The 12,235-nt window shown below is 65.4% G+C and carries 10 protein-coding genes and 1 tRNA gene; 9 read left to right on the plus strand and 2 right to left on the minus strand.

Going from position 1 to position 12,235, the window contains the following annotated elements:
• A partial coding sequence (gene mutL, locus ACE3O8_RS10320; RefSeq protein WP_374389438.1) for a DNA mismatch repair endonuclease MutL occupies positions 1 to 1,070 on the minus strand: 1,070 nt, incomplete at its 3' end.
• Positions 1,071 to 1,389: 319 nt separating this feature from the next.
• On the opposite strand from mutL, the gene ACE3O8_RS10325 reads away from it, so the two are divergent.
• The 9 genes from ACE3O8_RS10325 to ACE3O8_RS10365 all read left to right on the plus strand — a co-directional run bounded on the left by ACE3O8_RS10325 (position 1,390) and on the right by ACE3O8_RS10365 (position 11,280).
• Positions 1,390 to 2,436, plus strand: coding sequence for a rod shape-determining protein (locus ACE3O8_RS10325; protein ID WP_374389440.1), 1,047 nt, complete (start codon positions 1,390 to 1,392; stop codon positions 2,434 to 2,436).
• Positions 2,437 to 2,482: 46 nt separating this feature from the next.
• The gene (gene mreC / locus ACE3O8_RS10330) at positions 2,483 to 3,559 is read left to right on the plus strand and encodes a rod shape-determining protein MreC (RefSeq protein WP_374389442.1); all 1,077 of its coding nucleotides are present in this window, start codon (positions 2,483 to 2,485) and stop codon (positions 3,557 to 3,559) included.
• Complete coding sequence (gene mreD / locus ACE3O8_RS10335; protein WP_374389444.1) at positions 3,556 to 4,071, plus strand: rod shape-determining protein MreD; 516 nt, start codon at positions 3,556 to 3,558, stop codon at positions 4,069 to 4,071. Before mreC ends, mreD begins: the two co-directional genes overlap by 4 nt.
• Positions 4,072 to 4,075: 4 nt before the next feature.
• The gene (mrdA, locus tag ACE3O8_RS10340; protein ID WP_374389446.1) at positions 4,076 to 6,010 is read left to right on the plus strand and encodes a penicillin-binding protein 2; all 1,935 of its coding nucleotides are present in this window, start codon (positions 4,076 to 4,078) and stop codon (positions 6,008 to 6,010) included.
• The gene (rodA, locus tag ACE3O8_RS10345) at positions 6,007 to 7,122 is read left to right on the plus strand and encodes a rod shape-determining protein RodA (protein WP_374389448.1); all 1,116 of its coding nucleotides are present in this window, start codon (positions 6,007 to 6,009) and stop codon (positions 7,120 to 7,122) included. Before mrdA ends, rodA begins: the two co-directional genes overlap by 4 nt.
• A 130-nt stretch (positions 7,123 to 7,252) precedes the next feature.
• Positions 7,253 to 7,328 (plus strand) — tRNA-Lys (locus ACE3O8_RS10350).
• Positions 7,329 to 7,549: 221 nt separating this feature from the next.
• A complete protein-coding gene (locus ACE3O8_RS10355) occupies positions 7,550 to 9,628 on the plus strand; it encodes a RecQ family ATP-dependent DNA helicase (protein WP_374389450.1) in 2,079 nt (692 codons plus the stop codon).
• On the plus strand, positions 9,625 to 10,929 hold the full coding sequence (locus ACE3O8_RS10360) for a DNA-processing protein DprA (protein WP_374389452.1): 1,305 nt from the start codon (positions 9,625 to 9,627) through the stop codon (positions 10,927 to 10,929). Before ACE3O8_RS10355 ends, ACE3O8_RS10360 begins: the two co-directional genes overlap by 4 nt.
• Positions 10,930 to 11,055: 126 nt before the next feature.
• The gene (locus tag ACE3O8_RS10365) at positions 11,056 to 11,280 is read left to right on the plus strand and encodes a type I restriction-modification system subunit M N-terminal domain-containing protein (RefSeq protein WP_374389454.1); all 225 of its coding nucleotides are present in this window, start codon (positions 11,056 to 11,058) and stop codon (positions 11,278 to 11,280) included.
• A gap of 123 nt (positions 11,281 to 11,403) precedes the next feature.
• Here ACE3O8_RS10365 and ACE3O8_RS10370 read toward each other — a convergent pair whose 3' ends face one another.
• Positions 11,404 to 12,054, minus strand: coding sequence for a TetR/AcrR family transcriptional regulator (locus ACE3O8_RS10370; protein ID WP_374389455.1), 651 nt, complete (start codon positions 12,052 to 12,054; stop codon positions 11,404 to 11,406).
• Between the last annotated feature and the right edge of the window lie 181 nt (positions 12,055 to 12,235).

The following is a 12,235-nucleotide window of genomic DNA, read 5'->3' on the forward strand; positions in this document are numbered from 1 at the left end:
GGCAGCTGCGCGGGCGCGGGGTGCGGGGCCGCGATGGCGGCGGCGAGCGCCTGCCCCGCCGCCTGCAGGGGGCGGATGCCCGCCTGTTCCAGGCTGGCGCGAATGGCGGAGATCAGGGAGGCGCGGATCCGCGCCGGATCGCGGAAGCGCACCTCGGTCTTGGCCGGATGCACATTCACATCGACATCGTGCGTGGGAAGCGTGAGGAACAGCGCGGCGACGGCATGACGGCCGGCGGGCAGGCGATCCGCATAGGCGCCGCGCAGGGCGCCGACCAGCTGGCGGTCCTTCACCGGGCGGCCGTTCACGAACAGATACTGATGTTCCGAAGTGGCGCGCGAGGCGGCCGGAAGCCCGGCGAGCCCGCCGATGGCGAGATCCGGGCGATCGAAATCGACGGGCACCATGTCTGCGCCGTCTGCCAGCAGAGACTGGACCCGCCGCGCGAGCGCGGGAACGCCCGCACCGGCTTCGGCCGCCACATCCAGCAGGCGGCGGCCTTCGTGCAGCAGTCGAAAGGCGACATGCGGATGCGCCATGGCGAGGCGGCGCAGGACATCCTGGATGGCAGCGATTTCGGTGCGCGGGCTCTTCAGGAACTTGGCGCGGGCCGGAACGCGGGAAAACAGCCCCTCGACGGCGATGCGGGTGCCGGGGGCGAGGCCCGCCGGGCCGTCGAACAGCAGCTCGCCGCCGTCCAGCTGAATCCGCCAGCCGGTTTCGGCCCCGGCGGGGCGGCTTTCCAGCGTGAAGCGGGCGACCGAGGCGATGGCGGGCAGCGCTTCGCCCCGGAAGCCGAAGCTGTGGATCGCCAGCAGGTCGTCGTCCGGCAGCTTCGAGGTGGCATGGCGTTCGATCGCGAGGCGCATCTGATCCGGCGACATGCCGTGCCCGTCGTCGATCACCAGAAGGCGCTGGGTGCCGTCGCCCGACACATGCACCTCGATTCGGGCGGCGCCGGCATCCAGGCTGTTCTCGACCAGTTCCTTCACCACGCTGGCCGGGCGTTCCACCACCTCGCCCGCGGCGATTCGGTCGACCAGATGGCTGGGAAGGCGGCGGATGGGCATGACGCGCTGTTGCCGGTTGCCGGGCGGGAGCTCAAGAGGGGATCGGGGCGGGTTGAAGCGAGGCGGATCGGCGGGCAGACGCCGCACAACAATGGTTGCGTGCCCCGGTTCGACCGCCTATTCGAGTTGGTCAATCCGCAACAGTGTCTGCACAGGCGCCTGACGCGGCCCTGCCGCCCCGATTCGCGCTTCCGGCCAGACCAGAGGCGCAGCAGGAACCGGGCGGGGCAGGCCACGGGTGGCCGGCGGGCATGGTTGCCGAAAACGCCCTATCCCGGAAAACCGGCGCAAGACGCCTGACAAGAGGCCCGCAAGACCCGTGAACTTCTTCAGCCGCATTTTCGGTTTCCTGAGCCAGGACATGGCCATCGACCTCGGAACCGCCAACACGCTCGTCTATGTCCGTGGCCGCGGGATCGTTCTGAACGAACCCTCTGTCGTGGCGCTGGAAACGGTGAACGGCCGGCGCCAGGTGAAGGCGGTGGGCAATGACGCCAAGATGATGATGGGCAAGACGCCCGACAATGTGCAGGCCATCCGGCCCCTTCGCGACGGCGTGATCGCCGACATCGAGGTGGCCGAGGACATGATCAAATATTTCATCGACAAGGTGCACGGCAAATCCAGCTGGGTGCCGCGCGGGCCGGAAATCGTGATCTGCGTGCCTTCGGGTTCCACCCCGGTGGAAAAGCGCGCCATCCGCGACGCCGCGAACAATGCAGGCGCCAGCCAGGTGCACCTGATCCTGGAACCGATGGCGGCGGCGATCGGCGCGGGAATGCCGGTGACGGAGCCGATCGGATCGATGGTGGTGGACATCGGCGGCGGCACCACCGAAGTCGCCGTGCTGTCGCTGAGGGGCCTTGCCTATACCACCAGCGTGCGCGTCGGCGGGGACAAGATGGACGAAGCCATCGTCAACTATGTGCGCCGCAACCACAACCTGCTGATCGGCGACGCCACGGCCGAGCGGATCAAGAAGCAGATCGGCACGGCGCTGCCGCCGGCTGACGGGATCGGCGCGACCGTGGAGATCAAGGGCCGCGACCTTGTGAACGGCGTGCCGAAGGAAATCACCATCAACCAGGGGCAGGTGGCCGACGCGCTGTCGGAGCCGGTTTCGCAGATCATCGAATCGGTGCGCCTGGCGCTGGAAAACACCGCGCCGGAACTGGCGGCCGACATCGTGGACCAGGGCATCGTGCTGACCGGCGGCGGCGCGCTGCTGGGCGGGCTGGACGAGGCGCTGCGGCAGGCGACGGGCCTGCCGGTGACGGTGGCCGAAGACCCGCTTTCCTGCGTGGCGCTGGGCACCGGCCGGGCGCTGGAAGATCCTGTCTATCGCGGTGTGCTGACGGGAGCCTGATGACCGCCGGGATCGCGCCCATCCTGACCTCCACCGTGGATCCTGCATGAACCGGATGCCAAACGCTTCGCGCCTGCGCCCCGCACGCCGCACCAGCTTTGCCAGGCGCGACAGCAACCTGGCCCTGCTGGGCGCGCTGTTCGCGGGCGTGGTGATCGCGTTCGCGCTGCTGATGCTGCTGATCCAGCGGGTGAACCCCGAGCTGGGCGGGCGGATGCGCGGCGCGACGGCGGATGCACTGTCGCCGGTGATATCGGTTGCCATGGCGCCTGTGGACGGCGTGCGCCGGCTGGGCGCGCTGATCGGCGAGCATCTGGACGTGGTGGAGACGAACCGGAAGCTGACGGCCGACCTGAAGGCGGCGCAGCGCCGCGCAGCCGAGACGGAGCGGCTGGCCGCCGAGCTGGACCGGATGGAGGCGCTGCTGTCGCTGAAGCGGCCCGAACGGCGGCTGGTGGCCTCTGCCGTCGCGTCTGCTGTTTCGGCAGCTGCAGGGCAGCGGCAGGCGATCCTGAGCGCGGGGCTGTCGGACGGGGTGCGGCCACGCATGCCGGTGATCGCATCGGGCGGGCTTGCCGGGCGGGTGACCGATGTGGGCCGGCAGGCCGCGCGCATGATGCTGCTGACGGATGCCGACAGCCGGGTGCCGGTGAAGGTGCTGCGCACCGGCTGGACCGGGCTGGCGGTGGGAACCGGCGGCACCCTGCTGGACTTCCAGTTCGACATCGCCTCTGGCTCTGACAAGATCCGCGTGGGCGACCGGCTGGTGACATCGGGCGACGGCGGGCTGTTTCCGCCGGGCATTCCCGTCGCCGTGATCATCGATGCGGAGGCGAACCCGCCACGTGCCCGGCCGCTGGCGAACCCCACCGGCCTTGGCACGGTGATGATCGAAGCCCCCTGGCTGCCGCCGCCGAGCTTCGTGGCCGCCGCCCCCGCCGCGCCGGAGGCCGACCGTGTGGTGCCGCCCGCAGCGAAGCCCGGATCGGAACCTGTCGCGCAGGGCGCCGCCGCGCCTGCGGCGAGGGGCGCAACAGCGCCCCGGCCGCAGGCCACAACTGCGCCGCAGGCAGCAGCCCCCGTGGCGCAGTTGCCCGCCCCCGCGCCGGCGACCGCCCGATGAGCTATCTGGTGAAGGACCGTGCCGGCGCGGGCGAGATTGCGCGCCGGATGGTGCCGGCCGGCACCGTGATGCTGTCGCTGCTGGTGATGGCCCTGCCCTTGCCTTTGGCCTGGGGGGTGATGCCGAACCTGGCGCTGCTGTTCCTGATCATGTGGGCCAGCATCCAGCCGCGCCTGATGCCGGTGTGGGGCGGCTTTCTTCTGGGCCTGTTCGCCGACCTGCTGTTCGGCGGGATGGTGGGGATCTGGGGCCTGATCTTCCCGCTGGTGGTCGGCGCGGTGCGCATCGCGGAAAGCCGGATGGAGGGGCACAGCCTGGCGATCGACTGGGGCTTCGCCGGCCTGCTGGTGATGGCGGCGCAGCTTCTGGCCTGGCAGCTGAACGGCTTCATGGGCCTGTCCGCGCCTGCCCTGCCCTTTCTGGTGCAGGGGCTGATCACGGTGATCGCCTATCCGCTGGTGGCCTCGTTCGCGGCGCGGATCCAGCGGCGCCTCACCCTTTCGGGCAGCTGATCCGGTGGCGGCGGAGGGCGAACCCGGCCGCCTGTTCGACCGCCGCGCCTTTTTCCTGGGCGCGGTGCAGGCCGGCGCCGGTGTGGCGCTGATCGGGCGAATGGCCCAGCTCTCCATCGCGGAGGCCGACAAGTACAAGGTCGCGGCAGAAGACAACCGCGTGGCGCTGCACCTGATCCCGCCCCGGCGCGGCTGGATCGTGGACGCCACGGGGGCCGCGATCGCCACCAACCGGCCCGCCTATGCGGTGGAACTGATCCCCTCTCTCGCCGGGGATCTGGAGGGGGCGCTGGCGCGCATCGCCGCGATCGTGCCGCTGGCCCCCGCCGATCTGGACCGGATCCGCGAGGATGCGAAGGGCCTGCCGCCATCGGCCGCGCTGACCATCGCCAGCGACATCGGCTGGGACGCCTTCGCCGCGCTGAACCTGGAGCTGGCGAACATGCCGGGGCTGCAGCCGATGCGCAGCTATGTGCGCCACTATCCCGATGCAGAGGCGTTCGCGCATGTGACGGGCTATGTCGGCCGCGCCACGCGCGAACAATATCTGGAAACGAAAGACCCGCTTTATCTGCTGCCCGGCTTCCGCGTGGGGAAGGACGGGGTGGAACGATCGAAGGACGCGGTGCTGCGCGGCAAGCCCGGCGCGCGGCGGGTGGAGGTGAACGCGCGCGGCCGGATCGTGGCCGAGCTGGACACCCGGCCCGACACGCCCGGCCAGCAGGTGCAGCTGACGATCGACCGGGGCCTTCAGGCCTTCACCGCGGCGCGGGTGGGGAACGAAAGCTGTTCCGTCACCGTGATCGATGTGGTGACGGGCGACATCAAATGCCTGCTGTCGATGCCGGCCTTCGACCCCAATGTGTTTTCCAACCGCATCCCTTCGAAGCTGTGGAAGGAGCTGCAGGAGGATGAGCGCAAGCCGCTGCTGAACAAGACGCTGCAGGGCCTGTATGTGCCCGGCTCCACCTTCAAGCCCGTCACCGCCCTGGCGGCGCTGGCGAACGGCGTGCTGCCGACGGACCAGGTGCATTGCGGCGGCAGTTACCGCTATGGCCGGGCGGTGTGGCACTGCCACAAGCGATCCGGCCACGGGACGGTGGCGATGCGGTCCGGCATCGCCAAGAGCTGCAACGTCTATTTCTATACCATGGCGCGGCGCGTGGGCGCGCAGGCCGTGGCCGACATGGCGCGCACGCTGGGGCTGGACCACAAGTTCGACATCCCCATGCCGGTGCAGCGCGCGGGCGACATCCCCGATCCGGCCTGGAAGCGGAAGCGGTTCGACAAGGACTGGACGGTGGCCGACACGCTGAACATGTCCATCGGGCAGGGCTATGTGGTGGTGAACCCGCTGCAGCTGGCGGTGATGACGGCGCGGATCGCGACCGGCCGCATGGTGGAGCCGCGCATGCTGACGGGGCGTGCGCCGAAGGCCTTTGCCCCCCTGCCCATCCCGCCCGAATATCTGGACGTGGTGCGCGGCGGCATGGACGATGTGGTGAACGGCCCCGGCGGCACCGCGCGCGGATCGATGCTGCGCGTGCCGGGGGTGGCGATGGGCGGCAAGACCGGCACGGCGCAGGTGCGGCGGATTTCCGGCAGCGCCCGGGGCGGGGCGAACGTGCCGTGGAAGTTCCGCGACCATGCGCTGTTCATCGGCTTCGCGCCGGTGGACAATCCACGCTATGCCATCAGCGTGGTGGTGGAGCATGGCATCGGCGGATCGCGGGCGGCGGCCCCCATCGCGCGCGACGTGCTGACCTGGATCTATGACCGGCCGGCCGCCGAAAAGCAGCTGGCGGGCGTGCTGGAAGCGCGCGAGCGGGCGCGCCGCGCCGCCGAGGAGGCCGCAGCCCGGGCAGCAGCCGAAGCGGCGGCGGCGCGCGCGGCGGCGGCTGCCCCGGTTCCTGCGCCGGCAGCAGGGGGCGCGCCATGATCGGCGGGCTGCTGAACTCGCGCTGGCCGCAGCGCATCCTGCAACTGCCCTGGCGGATCATCTTCCTGGTGGCGGCGATCGGCGGCTTTGCCGTGGTGGTGCTGTATTCGGCGGCGGGCGGCAGCCTGCAGCCCTGGGCGATGAACCATGCGGTGCGCCTGTCGCTGTTCATGGGGCTCGCCATCCTGCTGTCGCAGGTGCCGCTGGGGTTCTGGCTGAAGATCGCCTATCCGCTTTATGCCGCCGTGCTGGTGGCGCTGATCGGCGTGGAGGTGGTGGGCGGCATCGCGGGCGGATCGCAGCGCTGGCTGGACCTGGGCTTCATCCGGTTGCAGCCTTCGGAGTTCATGAAACTGGCGGTGGTGATCGCGCTGGCGCGCTTCTATCATTTCCTGCCGCGCGGCTATCCGGCGAAGCTGGCGGGCATCTGGCCGCCGCTGGCGATGATCGGCACGCCCGCCGCGCTGGTGATGCTGCAGCCCGATCTGGGCACCGCGCTGATGATCACGGCCGGCGGGCTGACGATGATGTTCCTGGGCGGGCTGCCGCTGAAATGGTTCCTGATCCCCGGCGCGGCGGGCCTCGCCTCGCTCCCCCTGCTGTACAACCTGCTGCATGATTACCAGAAGCGGCGGGTGCTGATCTTCCTGGATCCATCGGCCGATCCGCTGGGGGCGGGTTATCATATCACCCAGTCCAAGATCGCGATCGGGTCCGGCGGGGTGTTCGGCAAGGGCTTCCTTGAAGGCTCGCAGAGCCATCTTCAGTATCTGCCCGAACAGCACACCGATTTCGTGTTCGCCACCATGGCGGAGGAATGGGGCCTGATGGGCGGCGCCGGGCTGCTGATCGCCTATGGGCTGGTGCTGAACTGGGGCATCCGCGTGGCGCTGTCGGCCCAGACGCATTTTGCGCGGATGCTGGCCGCCGGGCTTTCGATGACCATCTTCTTCTATGTGCTGATCAACAGCATGATGGTGATGGGGCTGGCGCCTGTGGTGGGCATTCCCTTCCCGCTGGTCAGCTATGGCGGCAGCGCCGCGCTGACGGTGATGATCGCGCTGGGCATCCTGATGGGCATATACCGGCAGCGGCGGCTGGAACATATCTGAAGGCGCACCGGGTAACATGCCAAAGCGAGATTCAGGCTGGACAAGCCGGGATTCGCTTTGTAAACGCCCGCCTCCCCCGGGGTGAACGCCCCGGCCGGTTCATGGGGCCAGCCCCAGCCGAAATGGTGCCGGACGCATAGCTCAGTTGGTAGAGCAGCTGACTCTTAATCAGCGGGTCCTAGGTTCGAACCCTAGTGCGTCCACCATCTTTTCAAAGACTTACTGGTTATAATGCGCCTCGCGATGCGAGTGTGGTGCCGTTTGGGCAACATCGTGGGCAACACGTAGTGATATGCGGCTGGAAAGTGTGCGGGGCTGAAAGCCGTTCATTGGTGAACGGGGGACATTGACCGCATTCTCCCTTCCCCGCTTAATACCCCTCGTGGCCGCAAGAACGTTTGCGTCGCCATGAACACGAGGGACGGCGGTGGATTACGACGGAGAACGCGCACTTGCTTTACTGCAACTCGGTTCCGGGAAATGGGGCGCGACCTTCCGGGAGGGGCAAGAAGAAGCCATCCGTCATGTCGTAGAAGGACAAGGCCGCCTGCTCGTTGTTCAGAAAACGGGCTGGGGCAAAAGCTTCGTCTATTTCATCGCAGCTAAATTGCTGCGAGAGGCCGGCTCCGGTCCCGCGCTTCTCATTTCACCTCTTCTATCCTTGATGAGGAACCAGATCGCTGCGGCGGAACGAATGGGAGTCCGGGCTGCGACCATCAACTCTAGCAATGTCGACGAATGGTCAGCTGTTCGCGCGGCCATTCTTCGGGACGAGGTTGATGTGCTCCTTATTTCACCCGAGCGCCTGGCAAATGACAGCTTCGTAGAGGAGGTTCTCTCCCCAATTGCAGATCGGATCGACCTTATGGTTGTAGACGAGGCCCATTGCATCTCAGACTGGGGCCACGACTTTCGACCACATTATAGACTGCTCGAACGCATAGTCAGGAACTCGCCAGCAAATCTGCGCATGCTGGCGACGACGGCCACCGCAAACAATCGGGTGATGGACGATTTGGTCGAGGTGCTCGGTCCCGATCTCGGCATTTCTCGCGGTGATCTGAATCGTCCATCGCTAACCCTGCAGACCTTCCGAATGCCCAGCCAAGCAGAGCGATTGGCCTGGCTGGCGCAGAATCTCCAAACCCTGCCCGGACATGGGATTATCTACACACTGACAGTTCGGGACGCGAACCAAGTCACTCAATGGCTCAAGTCTCGTGGTTTCAACGTGGAGGCCTACACAGGGGAAACAGGGGAAGGCCGTGAGGTCCTTGAACAGGCGCTCCTCGACAACGAGGTCAAAGCGTTGGTCGCAACTACTGCGCTGGGAATGGGATACGACAAGCCAGACTTAGCCTTCGTGATCCACTATCAAACTCCCGGATCGGTTGTGGCGTATTACCAGCAAGTCGGAAGAGCCGGGCGCGCACTGCCAGCCGCATACGGCGTTTTGCTTAGCGGTCGCGAAGAGGCGGAGGTAACCGATTGGTTCATTAGAAGCGCCTTCCCGACTCCGGTTGAAGTTGAGATGGTTCTAGCGGCCCTCAACGATGCGCCGCATGGCCTTTCCATCCCGGAGCTACTCAACGAAGTGAACCTAAGCAAAGGACGGATTGAAAAGACGATCGCCCTTTTATCCCTAGAGAGTCCCGCGCCCGTCGCGAAGCAGGGGACGAAATGGCAGCTTACGGCCGCTACGCTCGGTGATGCGTTCTGGGAGCGAGCCGAGCGACTTACCACTCTTCGCCGCGCTGAAGCAGAGGAGATGCAAAGCTACGTCGATCTGCCACTCGGCGACCACATGGCGTTTCTGATAAGAGCTTTGGACGGCGATCCGGGGGACGCCTCAGGACCCAACCTGCCCCCCCTCTCCGGTGATTGTGATCCATCTCTTGTGAGCGCCGCAATCGAGTTCCTACAAAGGACTAGCCTCCCCTTTGAGCCTCGAAAGCAATGGCCTGCGGGCGGACTGCCAATTTACGGTCAGGCCGGGAGGATCAATGCACATCACCAAGCTCAAGAAGGCCGCGCGCTCTGCGTGTGGGGAGATGCGGGTTGGGGAAACCTTGTCCGACAGGGCAAATATCATGACGGGCGGTTCAGCGATGACCTCGTGATCGCTTGCCAGGAAATGATAGCGGCTTGGGGGCCTAGCCCTGCGCCTCGATGGGTGACCTGCGTGCCTTCATTACGACACCCCGAGTTGGTTCCCGACTTTGCCCAGCGGCTGGCCGCTGCGCTCGGTTTACCGTTCCATATCGTTCTCACGAAAACCGATGAGCGTCCCGAGCAGAAGACGATGGCAAACAGTGCTCAGCAAGCACGCAACGTCGATGGTTCGCTTGCCGTTTTGAACGATGCCTTGCCCAATGGACCAGTCCTCCTCGTCGATGATATGGTTGACTCTCGTTGGACGATCGCGGTTTCAGCGTGGCTATTGCGAACACATGGAAGCGGCGAGGTTTGGCCTGTTGCCCTCTCCTTGACAGGGCAAAACGAATGACACCGTCAATTTCCCCAAATACGCAAGCGATCCTGCTTCTAACCGCGCCTCTGATAGTGGGGAAAAGTTCGAAGAATGCAGACCTGATCACTCCAGCGGAATACAGGCGGTTTGCCAAACATCTGCGAGAGATCGACCGCGAACCTTCTGACCTTCTAACGCCCGCGTTCGGGGAAATCGCGGAAATGTGTGCGCCCGCCGTCTCGCCTGACCGGCTGACAGCGCTCTTGGGCCGTGGCTTTCAGTTGAGCCAGGCCATCGAGAGATGGCAAGCGCGCGCAATATGGGTGATCAGTAGGGCCGATCCGGAATATCCTGCGCGGCTAAAAAGTTGCCTACGAAATGACGCGCCATCAGTCCTTTACGGATGTGGGGATTTGAGTGCCTTTAATCGGGGTGGATTAGCCGTGGTGGGATCGCGCGCTGCGGATGAAGAACTGCTCTCTTACACGCTTGATGTTGGCGAATTGGCGGCGCGGGCCGGTCGGGCCGTGATCTCGGGTGGCGCGAAGGGCATAGATCAATATGCAATGCGAGGAGCGCTGAACGCGGGAGGGCGAGTGATCGGGGTGTTGGCCGACAGCCTTGAACGCCAAGCTATGAATCGAGACCACCGAAACATGATTGTCGATGGTCAACTCACTCTCATATCTCCTTTTGACCCCAGCGCCGGCTTCAACGTTGGCAACGCGATGCAGCGTAACAAGTCGATCTACGCGCTATCGGATGCTGCGCTCGTTGTGAGTTCCGATGTTGGGAAAGGCGGCACTTGGGCTGGCGCTGTCGAGCAGCTCGACAAATATCGCTGCGTGCCGATCTACGTTCGATCGGTCGGCGAACCGCAACCCGGCCTTGCGGCGCTGAAAAACAAAGGCGCGGCTGATTGGCCAAACCCTCGCGACGTCGAAGCTCTGGATGCCCTCCTCAACCAATCGGCTCACAACGTATCGATCAGAGTGCCGAGCCTTTTCGATGCGCAGGTCGAAATTGCCGATGATAAAGAATCCCGCGCTGCGGCACGACCCGATGCTACCGCGCGAGAAGCAAGTGCGAACACTGAGGATGCAACCAGCCTGGCGCAAGCGAGCCTTGAAAGCCCGGCCGACGCGATCTTCCAAGCAGCGCGATCAGCAATCCAAGCTGTTCTCAGTGAACCAAAGAAAGAGGCAGACGTCGCCAGCGCACTCGATGTTTCCGCCGCACAAACGAAGCAGTGGCTGGGGAGAATGATCGAAGAAGGTCTGATTGAGAAAACCAAAAAGCCAGTCAGATACCGCCTCGCTTCAAAAAAGCTGATTTGAATGGGTTAGTGCCCGCAAAAGTGCTGTCGCGCTTGTGTGATCGTTCTCGGCGGTGAGACTCGGCAATTTAGCTTCGTTCCTGTTTCGTCATCAGCTCAAGCCTTTGTTGCCCATTGAACTCCGGTGATGCATCAAGCAACGCTGGAGGGCAGCGTCTTGAATCACCAATCGCTTTCGAATTTTATCTGGTCTGTCGCCGATCTGCTGCGCGGCGATTATAAGCAGTCCGAATACGGTCGCGTCATATTGCCGTTCACCGTGCTGCGGCGGCTGGATTGCGTTCTCGCGCCGACCAAGGCTGCCGTCCTCAAGGAAGTTGACGCCGGCCGCCCTGGGCGCGCCGCACCCTGAAGCTGTGCATCCGCCCCAACGGCCGGCTTGCCCCGGCCGCCCGGCTGTTCGTGCAGCATCTGGTGCGCCACCGCGAGGCGCAGGCGCAATCGAACGTCAGGATGCTGGCGAGGGCCTGACGGCTCAATCCCGGTCCAGAAGGCCGCCGAACGCCGCGATCAGCATGTCCGCATGGCGCTGCACGGCCTCGTCGCTGAACGGGTCGCGGTGCGTCATCTGCATGATCAGGTGGTGCGCGTTGTAGATCATCGCGCCGGCCCCATGGATGGAAAGCGTGAGCGCCACCGGGTCCCACTGCTTCAGGCGCCCCTGCGCCTGAAGCTGGTTGATGACGTTGCGCAGCATGCCGTACTGCGGATTTCCAAGCTCGCGCAGAAGCCATTTCAGCCGCGGCCCGCCACACAGGCCCTCGCGGAAAATCACCCGCCCCAGCTGAGGCACCTGCGCCGATGCCATCACGAAGCGGCGCAGCAGCACCCTGAACTGGTCCTCCAGCGACAGGTCGCGATACTCGTCGAGGTTCAGCGTCTGGCGCGCGTCGATCCGGGCGATCAGATCCCGCATCGCCTGTTGCCACAGCGCTTCCTTCGTCTCGAAATGATAGAGCACCACCGATTGCGAGCTGCCGGCCACCTTGGCGATCTCGGTCGTGGAAACCGAATCGAACCCTTTTTCGGCAAACAGCTCCAGCGCGGCCGCCAGGATGCGCTTGCGCCCGTCGCGTTCGCGCCCGCGCTTCGCCGTGCCGGCAATCTCCACCTGCGTCGAACTCATAACAGACGATCCCCATCAAGCGCTGTCGCCAAGCCGACGGCAGACTGCGCGCCAACGCGCCCTTAGACGAGATGGCAGTTCGGGAACACAGGCTTGCCCGATGGAGAAGCGACGGCGGCGCGCCGGGCAACAGGCGCGAAGCCCCCGGATTGCCCGCTCGTCAACGCTCGCTTCGCCAACC

This window comes from Sandaracinobacter sp., from assembly GCF_041909755.1.
In the GTDB taxonomy this organism is placed as follows: Bacteria; Pseudomonadota; Alphaproteobacteria; order Sphingomonadales; family Sphingomonadaceae; genus Sandaracinobacteroides.

What these genes read in the sequence shown, in the direction of transcription:
- mreC (WP_374389442.1), top strand. Translation starts at nt 2,483, where the DNA reads ATGAACCGGATGCCAAACGCTTCGCGCCTGCGCCCCGCACGCCGCACC.
- mreD (WP_374389444.1), top strand. Translation starts at nt 3,556, where the DNA reads ATGAGCTATCTGGTGAAGGACCGTGCCGGCGCGGGCGAGATTGCGCGC.
- ACE3O8_RS10370 (WP_374389455.1), bottom strand. Translation starts at nt 12,054, where the DNA reads ATGAGTTCGACGCAGGTGGAGATTGCCGGCACGGCGAAGCGCGGGCGC.
- ACE3O8_RS10365 (WP_374389454.1), top strand. Translation starts at nt 11,056, where the DNA reads ATGCATCAAGCAACGCTGGAGGGCAGCGTCTTGAATCACCAATCGCTT.
- ACE3O8_RS10360 (WP_374389452.1), top strand. Translation starts at nt 9,625, where the DNA reads ATGACACCGTCAATTTCCCCAAATACGCAAGCGATCCTGCTTCTAACC.
- rodA (WP_374389448.1), top strand. Translation starts at nt 6,007, where the DNA reads ATGATCGGCGGGCTGCTGAACTCGCGCTGGCCGCAGCGCATCCTGCAA.